Below are 23992 nucleotides of genomic sequence, written 5' to 3' on the forward strand. Positions count from 1 at the left end.
GGTTCTGCAAAACACCTATTTTGACAAATGAAAAATTATAACGCTGATATCAAATACTATCAATTTTGTAACAAATGGTCGCCCAGCGATACATATCCGTTCGTATTCAATGCGCCCAAAAGCTTTACTTTTTTTAATATTCTCTCTGAAGTTTACAGGTCTGGCTCTATGTTCACTTTAGCCAGGTAAAGCTCGACTCACACTATTCTCTGACCAGCTTCACCACCTTTCCATCATATGTGTTCAGCATATAAATCCCCGGTGCATAACGCTGCATAGAAAGCGCCAGGGTTGCCTCAGTGACGTTTACCTGTTGCAGCAACACACCAGATGCATTGACCAGTCGTAGTTTTGTGCCGATGTATTCCGCACCAATTTCAACCATTACCCTGTTAGCTGTCGGATTAGGGTAAACGCTTAACCGGATTGTATCCGGGGCCAAAACACTCACCACCCGGCTGTAGATATAAGAGCCGTCCAGATCCACCTGACGGATACGGTAATAAATGTTTCCCGCAGATACGATCGGGTCGGTCAGACTGTACCAATGTATGCCGTCCCCTTCGCTGGCGATCGTGGCCACTTTTGAGAAAGATTTGCCGTTGGCGCTTCTTTCCACCTCGTAATGGGAACCACTTATTTCATCGACCTTCCAGTCAAGCTCGGCCTTATGCTGATCGCTCAGCCGAGCCGTCAACGATATCCAGCGCACGGGTAGCGGGAAGTCGGTCGTCTTGACAAAAAAGCCGCTAAGGCCGGTTACGTGGAAGCTCACCTCCCACCGTTGCTGGTCAACGTTCCACAATACTTCGACATTCGAAATCGTCTCTGTATTTCCCGGGTAGCTGTGCGGCCTGCCGGTCCCGTCGGTACTTACCCCACCGCGTTTCTCGATACGCAGGTTGCTTATATCGCCTGTTGGGCCATCGGGGAGCCGGGCGGTAGTATTTCTCAGGTTAAATTCATCAAAATCATCTTGCGTAAAGTAAAGCGTGACCTTTCCGGTAGCACTTTCGGCATTATCGGCAGGTGTGATTTGGTAATGGCGCCGTACATATTGGGCTGGTTGCAAGTCCTCTATCCATACCCGGGCGGTGGTCCTGCCTGTTATGTCGGTCGGCAGACCTGTCGTGATTATCGACGCCAGCCAGTCATTACAGCCGTAGAGATAATCCGTCGTGCCATTTTGAGATTGTATCCTTTCTAACTCATAGGCTGCATGAGCAACACCGGGCCCCGAGGGCTGCGCCAGGTGACTTTCAAAGGCACCTATGTCTATGCGATCTGCAAAAACACGCTCCTGCCCTGCCAGGTCAACCGGTGGTAGGTTCAGGGTTGTGATATCCGGTGTACCGGCGTTGACGGCATCCGAGCACGGTAACAGCGTGAAATCGCCTGTATTCGGGTTGGTAAACAGGGGATCGGTATTAGGGGCTAGGTTGTGGTTAAATGCTGAATAATAGTTTGGGTTACCGGCCTCTGCCTGGTTTTGTACCAGACTGTATTGCGCATCGTATAACTGCCCCACAACGCCATTGCCCCAGATAATCGAATTGCGGAGCACTGGCGTGCCGGAAGCGTTTTGCCATTCGCTGCCGCTATTGTTTGCCCTATTCCCGCTGATGGTGACATTGGTCAGCACGGGGGCGGAACCAACATTGAAACCACCGCCACCGAAAACCGAAGAGATATTCCCGGTGATGGCGACATTGATCAGTACCGGGGAAGAAAAATAGTTGTATATCCCGGCGCCCAGATAACCGGCTGCATTTCTGGTGATATGCACATGCGTCAGGGTGAGGGATGATCTCCAGTTACAGACACCGCCTCCAAAATTTCTTGCGAAAACCTGTTCGTTGACAGTGATGCTTCCCGATGACAGATCCGCGTTTCCGCCGGTAACCGTAAAGCCATCCAGCTTTGCGCTGCCCACGTCGCCGGCAGAAATGACGACGCTATATGCATTGTCCGTATTGACATCGACCGTGCTCAGGTCGCCGGAAAGGATTGTACCCGCCTGACCTGAAGCCGGGAGAATACGTTGATGCGACAATTCGGTCACGCCGTTATCAGGATCGAAGCCCCCGTAGAGCTGTACGTTTTTCACCATCACGAAACTGTTGAACCGGTCTTCGCCGGCGAAATAGCTGTTGTCGTCTGCGCTGTACAATGGCTTGTAGCTACCTTTAGCGACGTATATTTTCAGGGGATTTTCCGCGGTGTGGTTATTCAGGACCCTGGCATACCGGAGCGCGTCGGCCAGCTCGGTCACAGCTTGGGCCCAGCTACTGCCGGAGCCATCGCTGCCGTTCACGTTATGATCCACATAGAGAATATTGCTTGGACCGGGCGTAATAACAGGGAACGCCTGGCTTTCGTAGGCGCCCATATCAATCGTACCGTAGAAAATGCGGGGATTTCCGGAAAGATCAGATCCACCCGGGAGCGGGAGCGAAACGCCTTCGTTTATTGCGTCCCAATAGTATTGATTTTTGCCTGCGTTGATCGCCGGACTGTTGCTTTGCAGGCTGTACTTGCCGTTGGCCGGGTCTGCAAACAAGGGGTTAGTATCCGGGGCCTGGTTGTGGTTGGCTTCTGCATAGTAACCTGGGTTATCTGACTCGGTCTGGTTCTGCACCAGGCTGTGTTTCACGTTGTCGCTGCCTATCAGTTGCCCGTCGACGCCATTGCCCCAAATAATCGAATTATGCACCACGGGTGTGCCCGAACTGTTAAACCATTCGCTTCCCGTGCTTAAAGCTGTATTCCCGCTGACGGTGACATTGGTCAAGATAGGAGATGAATCTAGATCATTAAGAACTCCGCCGCCCTTGACTTCAGCGGTGTTTCCACTGATCGTCACATTCGTCAGAATGGGAGAACTATGATTATTTATTAACCCACCTCCGAAAGATGCCTCGTTCCTACTGATTAGAACATTCGTGAGTATCGGAGAAGCATCGCTAAAATTATACATCCCGCCGCCACCTCCAATCGCGAAACTTACGCAGATATTCCCGGTGATGGTCACGTTTCGGAAATAGGATAAAGTATTGCTATTATATACCCCACCACCTCTGTTAATGGACTTGTTTCCGTCAATGATCAGGTTAGTAAATGTAGCATCGGAATACAGATTGAAAATACCTCCTCCGTAGTCATTACTTATCCTCTGGCCATTCACTATGGTAGTTGATAACGAAGTTGCCCGTCCTCCGGTAATGGTGAAACCATCCAGCACGGTGTTAGTCGAAAGGCGTGCTCCGCCTGAAGGCCCGGCCGCCACTACTACATGATAGGCATTGGCGGAATCGTTTCCATCATCGTTCCCCTGGTTTGCCATCTCCCCGGTGAGAATTGTCGTATGCTGGACGGGATTGCGGGTAGCCCAATCTCCACCCGTACGTGGGAAACCGCCATACACCTTTACACCCTCTTTCAGTACAAAAGCGTTTAATCTGCTCAGGCTCGGAGTACCGGTATTTGCCGTACGGATAGGGAGATTTACCGGCGATGCCACCCACACCTCATCCCCCGCGGAAGAGGCATTGATCATAGCCTGCAGGTCATTGGAGGCCATGGCCCAGCTCAGGCCGTTTGCGTTTATAGAACCGCCGTCGTCGGTAGCTTTTACATAACGGATGGTTTGTGCCTGTGTATGGCTGCACACGAGTGCCAGCACTGTCAGTATAGTACAAATTTTTTCTTTCATCGGAATGTTGGGACTGGTTGATGATTACCACAAATCACGGATTTTCAGGAGAAATAGATTATAACGCTGATATCAAATACTATCAATTTTGTCACAAATAGTCAGCGGAAGACGCGCACGTCCGGCTCTATTCCCGCAGGAATTTCAGATCTGTCAGTGAAGGATTGGTGTAGGCCAAAAAGGGTTTCCTATTTCGAACGGCCTGTTAACTTGGATTTATTCCGGATACGAATGCCTCAAAAACCTGACACAAAACAAGATAGGCTATAACGTATAGATCAAAGCTGATCAATTTAAGCACAGTTTATGCTATTAAGCGAAGTGATGATGTAACTTCTCCGGTTACATAATAAATAATTCATAACCAGCTCATAAACAAAATGTTATTTGCAAACCTTATAGGTTTAACCAAAAAAACTTCTACAAGAAAACGAAGTTCCAGTTCTCAAAAACTATAAATTGGCGTCTCTGCTTATGATCAACGTGGTTTGCAGAATTCGACATTTATGGATTATTTCAAGATACCTTTTCAACAAGGGCTTGTTTGCTTTACTGATTATCGCAATTCCTTTAGGCAGGCAAGCACTTTTTGTTTCATTCTGACAACCTTATCGTTACTTTCCTCCTATTTTCCACCTGTTAGAGCGCAATCCTTCCAGCTTCCCGTACCAGAACACATAGGCGATCAGCAAGGATTACCTCAAGCGTTTGTTTCTTCGATCACCCAGGATGAGAAGGGATTCATGTGGGTTGCCACCCTGGATGGTTTTTGTCGTTACGACGGAGATGAATTCAGGCTATTTCAGGTTTTGCCCGGCGATTCTTCGGGCTTATCCGGACCCGACGTAATCAGTATACAAACCGACCGTCAAGGGCACCTTCTCATTGAAACACAGCAGGATCTGGACCTGTTCGACCCTCGAAGTGAGACCTTCTTTAAGCTCTCGCACCAACCTTTCTACAAGAAATATTTCAAGAAGCTCCCTGTCATAACGTATCCGGACCGCCGTCAGCGAATCTGGTTGTCTAATAATGAAGGGCTTTCTGTTATAGATCTGAATACCAATGATATCAAAAGCTACCGGCACGAGCCGGGTAACCCGCAATCCCTGAGTCATGACACCGTTGTTACCATTCTGGAAGACCGCAAGGGCTCGATATGGGCAGCTACCCGCGACGGGCTTAATAGGCTGGATGAAAAAACGGGCCGCTTTACCCATTACCAGGCGCAACCAGATACACCCGGTAACCTTCCGGATAACGACATCCTGGGCCTATACGAGCGGCCCGACGGCCAGCTTGTAATTTTGTCTGCCGGTTATTTCTCGCTTCTGGATCCTTCAACACAACGAATAAAGTCATACCCGACCGACCGCGGGCAGTCGGCAATCAAAAGGGTGCAGTTTGCCACCGACAAAAAAGGGAATACTTATTTCTCGCAATACGGGAACCTGTATCGTTTCAATGAACGGGAAGGAGTTGCCTGTATTCTCAAGCAGGAATCCAACTCGACAGCTATAATCGGATTGTTTATTGACCGATCAGACGTGCTTTGGCTGGGTACGTCGGGTTCGGGGATTTATAAATATAATCTAAAAGCAACCTCTTTTCAAACCTCTGTCTATATACGCGGCTTCTACGAAGACCTGATGAAAATCGGCGTTGGACTGTCGCAGGAACAAATCCCTGTTTTCCCTTTCCTTACTTCAAGCTACTACTTTCGATACACCCTTGACGGGCACAACAATCTTTGGTTCAATATCGGCGGCACCCCTTTTCATTACGTAAACACCGTTACCGGTAAGGTAACAGAAGTGCCGTTGCCCATCTCATTTAACAATCAATATCCATTATCGCCGGTACCGCTGGCGACGGATGCCGATGGACGTGTATGGGTATTGTACGATTCGCTGGCTCTGTGGTACGATGCCCCGGCACAAAAATGGAAATCGTTTCCGCACGCGATCCGGCTTCCCGATTCAGATAAAGAGCCCGTCCGAGCATGGAATCAAACCCACATTCTTCAGTTCACCGTCGATCAGACTGCCTTGTGGATTGCAACAGACAAGAAAGGACTGCTCCGGATTGACCGTAAAACAGGCCACGCGAAGCAGTATCTGCACAACTCCCGAAACCCGGCTTCGCTGAGCAGTGATTTGTTGTTTTGTCTCTTTGCTGATCCGGAGGACGCGAATATTTTATGGATAGGTACGTTTGGCTCGGGTTTATGTAAATTTGACAAGACAACCGGTAAGTCTCTTATATTCAACACCGGTAACGGCCTGCCCAACAATGTGATCTATGCCGCGATCCCCGATCAGCAGGGAAACATCTGGATCGCGACCAACCGAGGATTGTGCAGGATGAACCGGAAAACACTGAAGAAAAGGACATTTACCAGAGAAGACGGCATACTTGCGGATGAGTTTAACCGGTTCCATTTTGTCCACCTTCCTGACGACCGCATCCTGCTCGGCGGGCTGGAGGGGATCACCGCATTTTACCCAAGCCTGATCCTGGACGACTCCTATCAGCCTGAGGTGGAAATTACCGGGATCCGCGTCAACAATCTGGCGCTGGAGCCCGGCCCGTCGTCGTTGATCGATTCCCTTTCAGTCCAACAGGTGAACGAAATCAAGCTAAAATATCACCAGAATTCCCTGACCGTTGAATTCGCCGGACTTCAATATGATAGCCATAAAAGTCTGCAATACCGTTACCAGCTGGTGGGACTTGACGACAATTGGATCTATCCCAAACGAGGCGAGGCCATTTATACGAACCTGACCGCCGGCAAGTACACCTTAAAGCTGAATACCACGAACACGATCGGCGCCTGGAGCCCGCATACCCGGTCCCTTTCCATCGTTATTTCTCCTCCCTGGTGGGCGAGCTGGTGGGCCTATCTGGTTTATTTCCTCGCCTTGGTGTACGCCGGTTATGTGCTGATCCGCCTTTATGTCAAAGAAAAAGAAACCCAGCAGCTCCGTGCTGTCGATGAGCTGAAAACCCGCTTTTTTTCCAACATTACACACGATTTCCGTACGCCCCTTACCTTGATCCTCGGGCCCGTTCAGCAGCTCAGATCCGTCCCCGACGGTCACCTGATGTCCCCTATTAATCTCAGATACATTAATGTGATCGAGCGAAATGCAAGACAATTGCTGCAGCTGGTCAATCAATTGCTGGATCTCTCGAAGGCGGAGGCCAAATTATTACAAGTCGAAGCCGTCAGGGGAAATCTTGTACAGTTCATTAAAGAACTTTTGTTTTCTTTTCAGGCTCAGGCCGATGAACAGCAGATCCAGCTAAGCTTTCATGATGAAAATATTAACCACGACTATTATTTCGATGCCGAAAAACTGGAACGAATCCTTTACAACCTCGTCGCCAATGCATTGAAGTTTACACAGCAAAAAGGAAGTATTAGCGTCTGTCTGACCGGCAAGGGAAACGAAGTCTCTCTTGCCGTCGCGGATACAGGGTACGGAATACCTGCCGAAAAGCTTCCCAATATATTCGTCCGATTTTATCAGGTCAATTCCACAATGGACTTTCAACAGCAGGGTACAGGCATCGGGCTGTCGCTGGTCAAAGAACTGGTGGAGCTGCAGGGCGGGAGAATTGAGGTGACCAGCACATTGGGCGAAGGCGCCCGGTTTGAAATAACCCTCCCCTATAATCAGGCCCAGGCCAGAACAGAGGCTCCAAGAGCGATTGTCGGGTCGGCACATCAAGATGATACCCAAACGCCCAATATTCTGGTTGTAGAAGATAATCAGGAGCTGGCCGCCTACATTGCCGACAGCCTGCCGCCCTCGTATTCGGTCGCGCTGGCCAAAAATGGGCAGGAAGGTTACGACGCTACCCTACGGATGCTCCCTGATCTGATCATCAGCGATGTCATGATGCCCGTCATGGACGGTCTCACTTTCTGCGGGCAGGTAAAGCAGGACATCCGTACTTCGCATATTCCCGTAATCCTGCTTACGGCAAAAAGCTCGCAGGAAAGCAAGATAACAGGGCTAACCTACGGCGCCGACGACTATCTGACCAAACCCTTTCATGCTCAGGAACTGGCCCTCCGGGTACAGAACCTGCTGGAACGGCAGAGAAGACAAAGAGAGTGGGTACAATCCCAGTTCAGCCAACCCAACGCCAGCCTGACGCCTAGCGAAGAAACGAATCCATTTTTGATAAAACTGTTTAATTTCTTCGAAGCAAACTTCGAGAATGCATTGTTTGGCGTCGATGATATTGTTGGTGAATTGGGAATGAGCCGTATGACCCTTTTCAGAAAAGTGAAAACGCTTACCGGGTACGCGCCCAGTGACCTGATCCGCAATTACCGGCTAAACCGAGCCACCGAGCTTTTGAAAAAAGGCGAATCAATTTCAGAAACCGCCTTCAAAGTCGGGTTTAACAGCCAGGCCTATTTTACAAAATGCTTCCGCGATTTCTACAACATGACCCCTTCCGAATTTATCAAAAAGCAGCCATAGCAACGACCGCCCGAATGGCATTCCTCCCCGATCATTTTTCTTAAAAAACGGCTTCCCATCGCCGTTTTTTTTACTTCAGGTCACCCCGCTTTTGAATGATCGAAATATCACTACATCTCGCAATTTGCTCGCAAATATTGCCTGGAACGCGCTAATCGGGCTTTTTGATACAAAATTGATAGGATCTGTTACGTAAATGATAACGTTTGGCTACCCGAAAGGCTGACTTTTGTCACCGTCGTTCACGCTATGCACAGATCATCTTTTGTATCGGGCTGAACGCTTCGAAAGCAATGAATGATTACAAAAATTCGCGTAAAAACCTGCATTCGATTAGCTGTAACCAAATGCACCTCCATTCGTAAAAATAGTTTCTGTGATGCATTAAACTCAAAACCTGCCTATGTAAAAACCAGCAACCAAAGAACTTGAAAAAGTTAAGAAAATCAATTGAAGCAAATTCCGGTCTGTCAAGCTCTTATTTTACAACTCATGGCCGTTGAAGCGGTTATAAACGCTGCTTGGATTTAGTCCATAACATGTATTGACGCTTCGTGACTTTAGTACAATTTATTAATAACTAATCGTAAAAATGTTGATAAAAAAAATACGACAACTTGGGGCCCTAATGATATTATATCTTGGGTTGGCCCCCATGCTTTTCGCCCAGGAATCCATAGGACTAGAGTGGATCAAGGGTTTTCAGGGAGCAAATGTTCAATCCCACTCAATTACCCGGGACGCACAGGGTAATTTTTTAATTGCAGGAAGTTTTAATGGAGCAACAGACTTTGATCCGGGGCCTGGGACTTATACACTCACAAATGATGGTAGAGAAGAACCCTTTGTAGTAAAACTGGACCCCTCCGGCAATTTTATCCGGGTCATGGCAATGAAGGGGCAGTCTATAGGGAGTGGTCGCGCATATGGGATTGCTCTCGATGCCGCCGGAAACATATACCTTACGGGATACTTTCTGGGAGCGGTCGATTTTGACCCGGGACCAGGCACGCATATAGTCTCTTCTCAGGCGATAGGTAATTCAGCTATTTTTGTTCAGAAACTGAATGCCGACGGAAACCTTCTCTGGGTTAAGGCGATGGATTCGGGTCAAACCAGTGAAGGGAACAAAGTTCAGGTGGATGCAGCCGGGAATGTGTATTCAACCGGGTATTTCAGAGGTTCGGCTGATTTTGACCCAGGAACCGGAACCCATATAATGCAATCAAACAGCACCATTTCGGGAGCCGGCAATACTTATATCCAAAAACTGGACACGGAAGGAAATTTCGTTTGGGCAAAGAGCTTTGGCGCGACAGGCACCGAAAACAGAAGTGAAGCAAACGCTATCGCCCTGGATGGCAGCGGCAATGTTTATACGACCGGTATATTTAGCGGGACGATTGACTTTGATCCGGGCACCGGTACCCAGGAGCTGAGCCAGGAAGGCGGCGCAACGAATACCTTCATTCAGAAGATGAATGCGGACGGCAATTTTCTTTGGGCCAAAAGTATCAAAGGAAGCACATCCGCAGGTGAAGGAATTAAGACGGATGCCGGACAAAATGTACTTATCGCAGGTAGCTTCAGTGGCACAGCGGACTTCGATCCCGGAACAGGCACCAGCAATCTTAGCGACGGGCCTGGTTTCGTGCAGAAACTGAGTGCAGACGGCAATTTTGTTTGGGCCAAAACCTTGACAGGCACGGGTAGAGGCGTCGATACGGATGCTGGCAGTGTATATGTGGCCAATGGGAATGCCGTACAAAAGCTGAATGCAGATGGTACCATCGCCTGGCAAAAGGGGTTGAACGGCAGCGCCGTTGCCAGAGCCGTTCAAGTTGACGGTGACGGCAATGTGTATTTCACAGGATCTAATACCGGCACTATTACCGGTGAGGGCGCCTGCAATTACACGTTGAACGCGGGCGGTTTTCTTGCAAAATTGAATGAGGAAGAGTTTCCCGAAGGTTTTGCTATCTCGGCCAATACCCTGTCCCCACGCGAGCAGACAACCTGTGTGCTGGGGATTCCCGATGTGATTGTCGGATCTGATGTACAGATCACTGCCCCGGCAGGGGATTCACGCGCACTGACTTATCAGTGGCAGGTAGGAACCTCCGCTACAGGCCCATGGACAGACATAGCCGGTGAAATTTTCAAAGACCTGCAACCCCTTTCAGGTAATGAAACACGCTGGTACCGTCGCCAAGTAAAGGCTGTATCGGCTTTTTGCGAGCTGGTAAATTTAAATAACTCTGCCGTAGCAACCGTGACTGTCAATGCCCAGGTTGCGCCCATCGCCAATGCCGACGGGCCGCTATGGTATGTCTGCGAAGATGGCGACAATACGGTTACACTCAACGGCTCAGCAACGAACGGTGACGGGAACTACACCTACACCTGGTATCTGGGAAGCCCTGTATACGGTACGGAGGTGGGATCGGCTGCCGCCTTTACCACACCGGCCATTACTAGTACCACCACATATACCCTGCAGGTTAAGGACGGAAACGGCTGTACTGACATTGAGCAGGTCACCATCGCTCCCGCCATTGCCCAGGCCGGTCCCGACAAGTCGTTTTGTCAGGCAGACCAGGGTGTTCAAATCGGGACTCCTCCCATTGCCGACCCTAATATCACTTATACATGGGAGGTGCTGTCGGGGACAACCGGCAGCTTGAGCTGCACGAACTGTGCGCAACCCATTGCCGAACCAACCGAGGATACCGAATACCAACTTACGGTAACAGTAAAGCAAAAAGACAATACCGAGTGCTCCAGCACCAACACCGTGTGGGTAAGGACGCTCAGCGCACCAAACAACTTGCTGGAATTTGCGGGAACTGATAAAACGATTTGTCAGGGTGAAACTGTCGTACTCGGGGGGGACAGCGCAGGCACAGGATATACTTACACCTGGTCGACCGGCCAATACCTGAGCAGCGCTTCTACTTACAATCCTAGGTTTGACGCCGGTACCGCACATGCGATTTGCCCGGTGATCTATACCGTAACGGCAACAAAGGACGGCTGTTCGTTTACAGATGAAGTGAAAGTGTCGGTTATTGAATCAGACATCGACTTTGCGGACGACACAAGATGCGGGCCGCGCTGGGTACGTTCCAGAGAGGCGGTTAACTATAATTGCGACGAAGCAACGTATGCATGGAGCCGAGTAAGCGGTACGGGGAGCATTCAGGAAACCCGGAACAACGGCCGGGAGGCGTACCTTGTCAGTACAGAAGGCAACAGTATTTTCAGGCGGACGGTCACACTCAACGGTGTTTCGTGTTCAGCAGATATAGAAATCATACCATGTGTAGATGGAGAAATCTGCGAATTTGAACTCATTACTGTGTCCGACCAGGGATGCCCCAAGGTATTCGGTAATTTTGCCGAAATTAAAGTCGGGACCAAATACATCGACCCAAGTGCGTATAACTTTAAATGGGGCCCCTCAAACATGGTAGACAATGATACTGCCAAAATCGTAACCATTACCAACAACAGTCCGTTTACCCTTACCCTAACGTTGACTAACAAAACCAATCCAGCCATTCAGTGCAACCAAACGCTTGAGGTGAACACGCCCAGCTGGACCCTGCCCGACTTTAACATGGCAGGCGGTGCAGGCTGTGCCGGTACCCCGATTACGATCGGAGCGGCCGATGCAGGTGGATTCAGCTACCAGTGGACTGGTGATCAAATTAATGCATTAAGTGATCCTTCGATATCCAACCCGGTTGTGACTGTCAATGAAGCTACCGTCTACACAGTCGTAGTGACTGAGGATGCCAGCGGCTGTACCAGCACCTACACAGTCCCCGTGGATGTCAGCACAATTGTCGTTAATGCCGGCCCCGACCGCGCTGTTTGTAACGGCGGAACTGCCACACTCGGCCTTCCCGCACCTGCCGGGACTAACTGGATCTATCATTGGGAACCTGAAGACGCGGCATGGACAAACGGTACCGACGGCAGCCAAGCCCAGCCTCAGGTCATATTTGCGGTCGCTGCGCCTCAAACGTTCACCGTTACCGCAACAGATACGCTCACAGGCTGTACAGCAACCGACTCGGTAGTGGTAAGAAACGAACAGGAAGAAGATGAATACAGCGGCGCCGACCAAGAGATTTGTCAGGGGCAATCTACAACATTGGGCACCGAGGCTATTCCGGGTGCAACCTATGCATGGTTTGAAGCAGACGGGACAACCCCCGCCACAGGATTGAGCTGCACCACCTGCGCGCGACCTAGTTATTCAAACGCACTGGAAACAAAGACCTTTGTTGTAAAAGTCTCCTTTGGCGAAACCTGTACGACACCGCTCTCGGCAAATGTAACAATTACCGTTACTCCCCGCCCAGCATCGATCGATCTTGCCGACGTGAATTTGTGTGAAGAGGAAAGCGTCCAGATCGGATATGGGAACGGCACCAATCCAGCCGCACCCGAAAACGCTATGTTCCAATGGTCGCCGGCTACGGGGTTGAGCGATCCTAATGTCGCCAATCCTACCGCAACAGTTACTCAGGAAATCATCTACACCGTCACGGTTGACATGATTGGCCCGGCCGGTTGCTCTTTCAGAGAACAAGTGCGGATAAGTCCTCTGGCAAATGCAGGGCCTGATCAGGTTATCTGCGCTGGAGAGACCGTTGTACTGGGCGCGACGGCAGTAACAGGGGTCACTTATGCCTGGACAGGGGCTGGAATTGTCGGCCCAAACAATGTGGCAAACCCTACCGTTCGCCCTGCCAGCACGACGACTTATACCATGACGGCAACGAATGCGGATGGTTGCGAAAGCACCCGGGAAGTTACCGTAACAGTGAACACACCTGTAGATTTTAACATCACAGGTAATACAACGATCTGCGAAGGCGGCGTGGCCACAGTCGGTATTCAAGGCACAGTGCCTCCGAACACACTTTGGGAGTGGAGCCCAAGAACTGGTGTACAAGACCCCACCAACCCCAATACACAAATTGCCGCGACCAGTACGCAAACCTACAGACTGACCCAAACCAATTCAGTTTCGGGCTGTACAAATGCCAAGGAAGTCGTCATAGTCGTAAACCCAGGGATCGATGTGACTTCAGCAAATTTGAAATTGTGCCCAGATCAGTCGAAAGCAATCACTCTGAATGTTACATCAGGTTCTGGCAATTATCAATATCGTTGGACACCTTCAGAATTCCTTTCCGACGCGAACATTGCTAATCCAACTGTGACCCCTTCTGTCGATCGCACCTATTCTGTTACCGTAACAGACCTTGCCTCTGGATGTCAGTTTGTAAGAACAGTTGAAGTGGATGTCCTGACAGAGGAAGAATGTGTGGAATTACCGGTGACATTAATATCCTTTGATGTAAAGAAAGAGGGAACAACGGCCCAAATGACGTGGAAAACTGCCTCAGAAGTGAATAGTAGCCATTTCGATATAGAAAGAAGTGGCAATGGACGCGAATGGGCGGCGATCGGACGGGTGTCTGCAGCCGGAGATGACGTCCAAACCAATTCGTATACCTTTACAGACACCGAACCGGTTGAAGGAATAAACTACTACCGGCTTAAAATGGTCGACAGGGACAGCACCTTTGCGTACAGCGCCATTCGGAGCGGCAGTTTTGAGAGGACCACCGAAACTACTGTTTTCCCCAACCCGGTGTCTGATATACTGCATATCAGGACCAGCGATTGGAAAAACGTGAGCCGGATAGACATCCTGAATGCAGGTGGACTGACAGTCTACCAGTCCCAGGAAATCCCTTACGAAGAGGTGAACATTACCAAATTGCCACAAGGCACTTATCTGGTGAAAGTAACCCGGAAAAATGGGTCCGTGGCAGTCCGCAAAATTGTGATCGCCAGGTAAAAGGAATCACACTGTATACACACTTTTTAAACACTGTATACACATTAGCTAAAGTTGATTGCCACAGAGACTGTCCTGACCTGGACAGTCTCTGTTTTTAACTTACTTTTAGTGTTTAAAGAAGATTTTATTGAAAATTTTCCAGTTTACCCTACCCAAAAAATCGAAAAACCTACACTACAATCCCCGAAAAGAACTTTCAGAACCGCTGTATAAACAAGCTCTCCTAAACATAACGCGCTATGGAACACGATGATCTTATCTTTAAATCACTTGAAATTCTACATTCGTTAACAAAACCTGAAAGAGACTTTCTCCTTTTGCTCCTAGCAAAGCCCACACACAGTATCCCGCCAGAGGCCGACAGACGATTGATACATCCGGCGAAAGTAAATCCGTTTCTGAAAAAACTGTTTAAAATCCTGCGTGTGCGGTTTAGCGATCCTTTCTTTGGCATCAAAGATCTCAGTACCGAATTCAGCATGAGCAGGATGACCATTTTCAGGAAAGTAAAATCCCATACCGGATATGCGACCAGTGACCTAATCCGGAATTATCGTCTCACGCGGGCCAGAGAGCTTTTGAAAAAAGAACATTCGGTTTCAGATACTGCCCGCAAAGCCGGGTTCAAAAGCCAGGCATATTTCAGCAAATGTTTCAGGGACCGCTACAAAATAACACCTTCGGGTTTCATTCAGCAATACAAAAAATGACGGTCCTGCGGCATTTTATTGAATGGCAGCTTTTAGTAACTGCAACAGGAATCAAACAACAAAATAACCCAGCAGGCTCAGTTGATACTAAATTGATAAGACTTGTTACATCCCTGACGATATTTTCTTCTTAGAATCCCGATTTTTACCCATGTGCATCACACATGAAATCCGGCGCATGTACTTACTAATTAAACAGAAGACATCACTAGATATGAGATCCAAAAACTTCGCCATGGCTCTTAAGTGGATAATATTCCTCCCTTGCATTTTACCGCTTTGTCTCGTTTACGGCATCATCCACGGAACCGCAAATATGGTTAAAAAGATGTTGTGGAGCATGTGGAACGATGTTAGCGGTAATTGATGTGGTTCCGTTTGGCTTTACACTTTGCAAATACAAGTACTAAGTGTCAGAAAATAATGACTCGACCGGGCCTATCGGCTCCTTCACAAGGCTGGAACTGATATGATTTCCTGAAATACTCCCTAATCACTGGACAGCTAACGGTTGATATTAAATTTTAAGTTAAGCCCCTTCCAGGTTTTCAGACGGTTGAAAGTAGAGTTTCCGGTTTTTCTCGGTTTAAATCAACAAATTCCTTCGGGTAATCATTCAGTGCGCTATGTGGCCTGAAGTGATTGTATTCCCAACGAAAATCTTCTATTTCCTCTCGTACGTCATGTCAAGCAAGACCATCGAACAACGAGCTGTTGCCGCGAGACTTTAACCTTTAAATTATCAACGACTAAATACTGACTTGCATGAATAAAAATGCGTGTAAAAAAGCACCTCCCGACAAGAAGCCGGGAGGTGTTTGCATTACTACTCAACGTGTACCCTTATCTAAAAGGGAATATCATATAAGATTTTCAGCGATGTCATAACATCTATTCATGCGGCTGTTTGGACGCGTTCTGTAATGCAGACGGCAATGCCGCCTTCCGAGGGTCTCAATCTTTGGCAAACACTGATTTATACAGCACCCCTGCCAGCAGCGCCCCTGCGGTCGGAGCAAGGATAAAAACCCATAGTTGCTGGGCTGCCCATCCGCCCACAAAAATAGCTTGGCTGATGCTACGGGCGGGATTAACCGAAGTATTGCTGACAGGGATACTGATTAAATGGATCAGGGTAAGCCCCAGACCAATAGCAATCCCAGCAAAACCAAAAGGTGCCGATGGATAAGTCGAGCCCAGAATGATAATCAGGAATATAAATGTCATCACAAATTCAGTAATGAGTGCTGCGCCCATACTGTAATTGCCAGGAGAATGCTCACCATAGCCATTTGCTGCAAAATCACCGATGGGACTGCCGTTGCCAGTAACGATCAGGTAAAGCATAGCAGCTCCTGCAATCCCCCCCAGAACCTGTGACAATATATAGCCCGGTAGCGCCTTGCCCTCAAAGCGCCCACCTGCCCACAAGCCGATAGAAACTGCCGGGTTTAAGTGGGCACCCGAAATATGGCCGAGCGAATATGCTATGGTAAGCACAGCCAACCCGAATGCCAGCGAGACCCCTAAAAGCCCTATACCAACCTGAGGAAAGCCGGCCGAAAGTACTGCACTGCCACAGCCACCTAGAACAAGCCAAAACGTGCCAATAAATTCTGCTATATATTTTTTCATATTTTTAAATTAATGTGTTTCAAGTGGACCATGTTCTGAAAGAGACCTTCTGTCGAGGATGTGACAGGTTAGCTAATTGAAATAAAATAACTTAGCTTTTCCTGGAAATGTAGACCAAAATTATCAGTATTATAAATATTAAAATGCGGCCCCAATTATGGTTTCGGAAGCCAGATCGGTCATTGTAGACGCGGTTAATCATGCGGTGTGTTTGATGTTGGATAATATTTAAGACAACCATCAGGCATTGCTTAAAGGTTGATCTGTATTACTACCAACACTCAACTAAAACTGTTATTGGGGATTTTAAATATTTTCCTGGTCTGTCATGAATGTAAATGCCATTCCTAGCTGACAGCTATCGGAGGACAGTAAGTTTTTTGAGCTTGATATTGAGCTCTAAAATGTTGTTTACCATCAGTTTTTGAAAAATTTTGCGCTTATAGGTTGTAACGGTTTGCGGGTTGATCCCGGCTATTGCCGCGATTTCATTGCGAGTTTTAGTTGTCGCGATCAATTCAGCCAATTGGCTTTCTTTTTTGGTCAATCCTTGGCTGGCAATTACTTTGTCGGATGTAATGTGCGACAGTAAGAGCTGTTGAATTTCGGAACTTACAAATGGTAAATTTTTTGATACTTTCTTGATGCCTTCACAGATTTCGGCAGAGGTGCATTTTTTGGAAAGCAACCCATTTGCTCCCGCTCTGATGAAAGGGTAAATATATACCAGCTCATCGCCCAGATGCACCATCACAAGTGCCTTGGAACTTTGCTTAAAAGCTTTTAATAGGTTGGTGTCCTTGCCGTCATCAACGCTTGCATCCAGTAACATCATATGAACGGGCTTCCCGGCAGATAGTGCGATACTGCTTTTCAATGTATTAGTTTGCAAAATTTGCGCCTCTGAGAATTCGCTTTTTATAATTGCTTGTAATCCAACTTCAAAAAGGGGGCTGTCTGTAACGATCAATATCGTCATGATGTTAAAGTTATATTGTGTTTAGTGATAGGTCGAAAAATTAATTCTGCGCACGATTATTTTATAGGTAGTTTATAATTCATCACTAAACCGGTCGCTTATCCAGGAAAGGGTTAATCAATCTAAGGCCAGTGTAACTTGGTTTTGATTGGGACGTAAAGCCAATGATATGATTACAATAATTTGAAACAGCGAAGCCTAGGCTTATATGAGAAGTAGTTTAATTTAATAAGCAATGATAGTGTTGTTTTAATAAAAGTATTTCATTGTTCCAAAGCTATAAACTGTATTTGCAAACCGAAGCTCAATCCGGTTTTAACATAAAGATTGCGCTACACTGGTGGTTTACCCTACGAACTGGTTTAGTTAGGCCAATAATAAGATAAAGCGGCTAGTTAATAGTTGAGTGTGACAGGTACTGATACTTCACGAGCCGTTTTTATAAGTTTTAAATTATGAACGTCTGACCTAGTGCTGAACTAATAAAAATTCGTAGCCAAATACTAATATTGACAGCCATAAAAATGATCCGGCAACAATAGTAAAAATAATGGTCCAGATAATTGGGAAGGTTCTACGGTTCTTGTGGTATTGAATTGATTTTTCCATTAAAATAAAATTAAAGAGGGGGAGACTGCGAGTTATTTTTAAATAGTTAGTTTTAGTTGCAAAGTTTGGTTAAAAGATCATGGAGATATCCATAGTTCCAAGGTTTATGCCTTCGGGTTAGGTCTGTAATATTATGGTTACCCAGCCAGAGCCGGAAGCCTTCGGAATTGTTTGGCTTAAAATGTATAATCCTTCCGTCTGCCAGCAGGATTATGAATACATCCCCTGCATCAATGAAACGGACCAGTTCTGTGGCGCAAGCAAAAAGCCCGGGATAGTCTTTTTGGGAGTTAGTTTTTTTTAAAAACGTTGAAATCATCCTGTTATATCGCTAAGGTGCAAACTATATTGAGTTTATTGCTCAGCGAGGTACACGGTCATGTGCCACATTTGCAAGGAGTTGGTTGTTTTCTGGGCTCCTTATACGCAGAGCGCAGGTATGCACCGAAAATAATTTTAGTTATTTGCTTTCTTTCTAACAACACACTGCCCATGCTTCGCCTAATCGGACTTAATAAATAACGGTTACAGGTTTATGATGCAATTGGCATTTGAAGAAGTAAATGATTTTCATAAGCGATTTCCGATTGGATTGTTAGTAGATGTAGAATTATTACTGAGTGTTACAAAGATAAAAAAGCGTGATTAGATAATCATTGGTATTTTTCAATGAAAACAATAGAAATGTTTCGATCAAACATGAGCTCAAAACAGAAACATTTCCATTGTATAAAGCTAGTTACTTATAGTAATTTTACAGTTTTAATGCAGCTCAGATACCCCCCGAACGGAAAAAATAAAAAAGGCTACTTATCATTGAAAATCGCGAAATCATAAGTATGAGCTTTGCGAACACTAATTGAGAACACCTCTTCAGAAGTTGCTGTATTTACAGCTCCTACTTCTGAGACAGGGATGGATATCTTGGGAAAGTAACGAATTAGTTATGTGGACTTGGACATTGATATTCCCGGCAGTAATAGTCCTAAAATGATTCAACAGATAGTCCGACCTAGCATAAAGAGTTTGGTGCATCCAGGAAAGTCGGAAGAAAAATATGCGCCAAGGTATCTTTCTGCCAGAGCAGACGAATTTCCAGAAGTTCGCAGATAGGATGCTTGCCGGAGGCATTGAAAATGGTTATTGAAGGAACGATACTGAAAAACAATAGTTTATTATCTGCTAAAAAACGCAAACTGTTAAGACCATGTGTGATTTATGTTCCCATAAAGTAGCCCCGGAAAATCATCCCGAGGCTACACAAGCATTACATTAATGTGATTTATTGCGCAATTGCGATTTTCTGTGATGTCATCAAACCATTCTTGTAAATGATTTTCACAATATACATACCTGCTGTCAGTTCAGCTACCCGGAACGTTCCATTTTGCGTCAACTCTGCGTTTTGTATGATCGTACCTTTCAAGTCCAGAATTGAGACTGTTGTGACATTCTCTGCTTCCTTGATGTAAACTACGTCGCGCGCCGGGTTTGGGTAAAGGAATTGCGATTTGCCCAGGTCGAAAGTCAGGTTCCGGATGCTGCTATACGCGAATGTTTCGTCCTTATCGACCATTCTCAGGCGATAAAGGTTTTCGCCGTCCAGCGGGGATGCATCCGTGAAGGTGTAATCGACCAGCACCGCACTCTCGCCTTTGGATGTTATCATACCGATCGTGTTCCACGACTTTCCGTTGCCACTGCGTTCGATTTCGAAGTGTTCGCTGTTAGTTTCGGCCGTGGTCGACCACTTGAGTAATGCCGAGCTACCTTCTTTGCGGGCATTGAATGCGACTAGTGTTACCGGCAGGGCGCTGTTTGCTCCAAAGGTAAATGCCGAATAGTTATCAGGGATTATGCCGTTCGCAGTAATGGTACCAGTGCCTGCCAGTGTACCTGTGGTACCACCTGCTTTGCCCAGGCTTTCCCATTGAGAGGTAGCAGTATTGTATCCCACTACCAGCAGGTTTACGATGCTCGAACTGGCAAGCTCGCTCAGGTTGCTGGTCGCATCCCAGGTAAGGGTAACATTTACTTCTCCGGTGCCATCAAGATCCCAATATTCCACGTTGCTCACGCCAGTCACATCGGAATTCAGATTTGCAAGTGGAAATGGTGCACCCGTCGGCAAGGTAGCAGAACCCGCGCTTCCCGAAAAATATGCCGCTTTGTACACGCCCGACGAAGCAGGAGCAGAAATCGCGACCGCCCGCAGTTTGGTGCCGTCACCGACAGGGAATACAAATGCGCTGTTACCGATTTTGGAAACATAGCCGTCGACGTGGTTTGCATCGTCTTGCCCTATATAGGTGGCACTGGGCCCAAAGCCCAAGATGCCGGGTGAGGCGGCGCGGTTGGCTTTGATGATACCGGGTTGAACGCCCGTTCCTCCTGTGACAAAGGCATGGGTTCCAAACACCGTCATCTGTGTGCCTTCAAAAATTGTCGTATTTCCCCAGCTCCCCTGCTGGGCAACCGCCGGATCGACCATTAGCAAGAACGAAAGGCACATGCCCGCGCTCAGGATAATGAGCTTTTTATGGATGATTTTGTGCATAGTTCACTCATTTTGAAATGATAGTCTCAGAATTTTGCTGAGCAGCATTGCCGAGCATCGCCTTGATGCTGGCCACTTCCGCTTTGAGCGCGTTCATCTCACTCAATTGCGCTTCGAGCAATTCGATTTTTTTCTGCTGATCCTGAACTGCCTTTACTAAAAGTGGGGTGATTTTACTATAGTCAACTAACCAAGGCTTGTTTTTGGCATCATCGCCTCCTTTAATAACGGCATCAGGGTATATTTTGTAAAGATCCTGAGCGATAAAACCTGTGGTTGCGGTCTTGGCTTGGTCGCTTATGTAATTATAGTCAACGACCCCTACCTTCATCAGATCTGAAATAGTGAAATGCGTATTTTTGATATTTTCTTTCAAGCGACGGTCTGATGTTGCCGCAAAGGCGACATTACTACCATTACGTACAATTGCTCCTAAATTTGTAATGTTTGTAGTTCCAAACCTCACAAATACATCGCCATTGTTTACAGCCCCTCTTCTTGTTAGAATCATATTGGGATCTTCTCCGGAGGATTGATTAATGATTTGAGCTCTATTAGTCCCGGAAGCATAAACAAGCATAGTCCCGTTTGAAGGCGATTCAGCGGTAGCATAGCCTGTAGCGTCATTCCCATGAGCACCAGCATGGATCGCTCCAACTACATGTAACGGTCGTGTAGGAGTATGAGTGCCAATGCCTACGCTTCCGTTGGATCCTATAACCATTTGAATGCTTGTGCCTTGCTGGAAAGCCAATCCAGTGCCGCCGGCAGGTCCGGCATCATTTCGAACGCCAATTCGATATAATGACGGTTGAGCAGCACTATTAGAAAAATCAATTGATCCACCAAAATTTCCTCCAAGTGCAGGCGATCTGAAAAGCTGTATAATACCACCAGCATGAATCGTAGATCTTCCAGTTCCTTCCCTTCGAGCAGATATAATCGCGCCGTTTCTAAAGACAGAAGATAACTTATTCGATCCTGCATCGTTGGCTGTGCCTGTCAGATAAAAAGGTGTACTATTGGGCGCCTTGTAGCTCACCCAAGAACCTCCGACACAAGTCCATTGAAGTCCCACTGTTGAGCTAGTCTCAAGCGTGTCAGTATACATAACACCTGAGGAACAGCCTCCTGAAGGCGCCCCACTTCCAAAGGTTTGCATGCTTTCCGGAACTGCTGTAACTAGCTTCACCCAACTCGTACCATCATTGTAATACTCACCGAGTTCTAAATCAGAGGTAGCAGCCGTGTTGAACACGCGCATACCGGCCACATGGGCTGTAAGTGGAGCTGGATCAGTAAGAGAGGTGAGAGCAACGCGAGGTTGGAGAAAGCCCTTTGTAGTACTTTCCAGTTCCAGGATGGAATTCGGATTGATAGAGTTCGGATTGTCCCCGATTTTGACCTGCGCCATCAAAGGCGAACCCACAAAAAGCAAACCGGCAGTCACTGAGAGTGCACCGGCAGTGCGTGTTAGTAGTTGTTTTACTTTCATTGCGTATAATTGATTTTAGTTAAAAAAATTACAATCCACAGAATCATTTAGAGGTAAAATTGCATCAGAATTTTGTGTCACTGATGGGGCTATCTGTTCTGATTGAGTTCAACGAAGCATATACAGCATTTGAACTGTTTACTTTTTAACAAGTGGGTGGGTTGACAAGCTATTCGCTTAAAGCCTTTGCCAAGAAGACTCCTGCGAACTATGTTTACAAAGTACAGCAAAAAACAAAAGCGGTTTTAAGCTGCAAATGAATAAACTCAAATTCATATTTGATAATGTGCTCACATGCAACATATTACGAGAGGCCGAATATTGTAACAGTAGAAATGTTTCTATGGAAATCCCTAAAATATTATGGATAGTCTTATACATAATATTTCTTGGTTATACGCCTTTGTTATAGCTTGGATTGAAACAGAAACTGTGAAGCTAACTCTCGGCAAGCTTACCAAGTCATTTAAAACCTACATGTAAGATATTGCACCCCATCCTACTTTGCCCTAACTTTGTTTTGCATACCAAAATACTTTGACCCATTTGCAATCATCCCAATTTTGGTGATATAATCTATTATGATAAAAGTGCTAATTATTGAGGATCACGCAGTGGTACGAATGGGAATGACGCTAGTCATCCGGGAAATCTTCCCGGAAGCAGAGATTTTCGAAGCTGAAAGTTTCAACGCCGGGCTGCATATAATTCAGGAACTGTCGATAAATCTGGTGGTGCTCGACATCCATGTGCCTGGCGGCCAAGACGTAAGGATGATCGAATCAATCAAGGCCACACGCCCCGAAATCAAAGTTCTTGTTTTTAGTGGACTACCGGAACAAAAGTATGCACTAAAATATGTGCAGGCGGGTGCGGATGGTTTTTTATCCAAGCGTTCCAACCCCGAGCTTTACGGAAAGGCCTTAGCAGCGGTAGTGAATGACGAGAAGTATCTTAGCGAGGATCTAAAAGGCCAACTGGTGATGCAGTTGCCGCAAAATTATACAAAAATCAAAAAGCGGAAATGGACCAGCCTTACCGACCGCGAGCTTGAAATCAGCCGGCTTTTGATCCAGGGAATGTGGACCAAGGAAATCGCGACCCATTTGCAGCTTAAATTGAGCACTATCAGTACTTTCAAGAAGAAGATTTTCCAGAAATGCGGCATCACTAGTACTGTCGAACTTTCCAAGATCATCGACGATATCGCGCTAGACCATGATTAATCCGGCCTGCTAACGCAGCATATTCATTTTTGCAGATAGGGCCATCATGCTGTCCACTTTTAATTTCTTGAATACTTTTAATTTGAATGTACTCACGGTACTTTGCTGCAAATCGAGCTTCTGGGCTATCTCACGCACTTTATTTCCTTGTAAAAGCAATTGCATCACAAGACTTTCACGGGGTGTCAGGATTTTTAACGGGTCATGGTCGGAGAAATTAACGTTGGCAATGACCTGCGACAAAAGGGCATCCTGTATAGCCTTACTGAAATAGATTTTCGAACCGAGCACAGTATCAACGGCAATCCGAAGCTGATCGATTGAACTGTCTTTAGATAAAAAGCCGTGCGCACCGGACGACACGGCGGGTAATGCGTAAATTGCTTCGCTTAGTGACGAGTAGACAAGAATTTTGATACCCAGTTTTGATGCGCATATGTCCTTGATGATTTGCATACTTGCGCCCTTGATACATATTTCGAGGATCACCAGATCGAAGGACTGGTCCCTGACAGCCTGCATAACCTCATCAATACTTGTTACGTGCGTGATTTTGGATTTTGGCAGGTGATCCTTAATTTCTTGTCTTATCGCACCGCGCATCAGTGGCTGAGACTCTATTATAAGCACTTTCATAGAAGTATAAGGTGGTGAATTTTAAAATAGTACATAAAAATGACGGT

At 46.9% G+C, this 23992-nt stretch carries 10 protein-coding genes and 1 pseudogene; 4 read left to right on the forward strand and 7 right to left on the reverse strand.

Annotated elements, in window-relative coordinates; translation table 11 throughout:
* Nucleotides 1-202: 202 nt before the first annotated feature.
* The gene (locus FXO21_RS25955; protein WP_149642816.1) at nucleotides 203-3712 is read right to left on the reverse strand and encodes a choice-of-anchor Q domain-containing protein; all 3510 of its coding nucleotides are present in this window, start codon (nucleotides 3710-3712) and stop codon (nucleotides 203-205) included.
* Between the two features lie 506 nt (nucleotides 3713-4218).
* Between FXO21_RS25955 and FXO21_RS25960 the strand changes: the two genes are divergently transcribed.
* The 3 genes from FXO21_RS25960 (at nucleotide 4219) to FXO21_RS25970 (ending at nucleotide 14808) form a co-directional block, all read left to right on the forward strand.
* Complete coding sequence (locus FXO21_RS25960) at nucleotides 4219-8214, forward strand: hybrid sensor histidine kinase/response regulator transcription factor (RefSeq protein WP_149642817.1); 3996 nt, start codon at nucleotides 4219-4221, stop codon at nucleotides 8212-8214.
* 628 nt (nucleotides 8215-8842) lie between these two features.
* Nucleotides 8843-14095, forward strand: coding sequence for an Ig-like domain-containing protein (locus FXO21_RS25965; protein ID WP_192579327.1), 5253 nt, complete (start codon nucleotides 8843-8845; stop codon nucleotides 14093-14095).
* Between the two features lie 242 nt (nucleotides 14096-14337).
* Nucleotides 14338-14808 (forward strand): helix-turn-helix domain-containing protein, encoded by a 471-nt coding sequence (locus FXO21_RS25970; protein WP_149642819.1) that lies wholly within the window; start codon nucleotides 14338-14340, stop codon nucleotides 14806-14808.
* Nucleotides 14809-15356: 548 nt separating this feature from the next.
* Here the strand turns inward: FXO21_RS25970 and FXO21_RS29250 are convergent.
* The 5 genes and pseudogenes from FXO21_RS29250 to FXO21_RS26000 all read right to left on the reverse strand — a co-directional run.
* Nucleotides 15357-15482, reverse strand: a pseudogene (locus FXO21_RS29250) (hypothetical protein); the annotation flags it as partial.
* Between the two features lie 280 nt (nucleotides 15483-15762).
* Nucleotides 15763-16443: an aquaporin Z gene (gene aqpZ / locus FXO21_RS25985; protein ID WP_149642821.1), complete on the reverse strand. Its 681-nt coding sequence runs from the start codon at nucleotides 16441-16443 to the stop codon at nucleotides 15763-15765.
* A 358-nt stretch (nucleotides 16444-16801) separates the two neighbouring features.
* Entirely contained in the window at nucleotides 16802-17422 is a 621-nt protein-coding gene (locus FXO21_RS25990; RefSeq protein ID WP_149642822.1) for a response regulator transcription factor, read from the reverse strand.
* A 1891-nt stretch (nucleotides 17423-19313) separates the two neighbouring features.
* Entirely contained in the window at nucleotides 19314-20588 is a 1275-nt protein-coding gene (locus FXO21_RS25995; protein ID WP_149642823.1) for a T9SS type A sorting domain-containing protein, read from the reverse strand.
* A 7-nt stretch (nucleotides 20589-20595) separates the two neighbouring features.
* The gene (locus tag FXO21_RS26000) at nucleotides 20596-22083 is read right to left on the reverse strand and encodes a tail fiber domain-containing protein (protein ID WP_149642824.1); all 1488 of its coding nucleotides are present in this window, start codon (nucleotides 22081-22083) and stop codon (nucleotides 20596-20598) included.
* Between the two features lie 581 nt (nucleotides 22084-22664).
* Here FXO21_RS26000 and FXO21_RS26005 point away from each other — a divergent pair.
* Complete coding sequence (locus tag FXO21_RS26005; RefSeq protein ID WP_149642825.1) at nucleotides 22665-23309, forward strand: response regulator transcription factor; 645 nt, start codon at nucleotides 22665-22667, stop codon at nucleotides 23307-23309.
* A gap of 9 nt (nucleotides 23310-23318) precedes the next feature.
* On the opposite strand, the gene FXO21_RS26010 is transcribed toward FXO21_RS26005, so the two are convergent.
* Nucleotides 23319-23945: a response regulator transcription factor gene (locus FXO21_RS26010; RefSeq protein WP_149642826.1), complete on the reverse strand. Its 627-nt coding sequence runs from the start codon at nucleotides 23943-23945 to the stop codon at nucleotides 23319-23321.
* Between the last annotated feature and the right edge of the window lie 47 nt (nucleotides 23946-23992).

The sequence above is a fragment of the Dyadobacter sp. UC 10 genome (assembly GCF_008369915.1).
Classification (GTDB): Bacteria; Bacteroidota; Bacteroidia; order Cytophagales; family Spirosomataceae; genus Dyadobacter.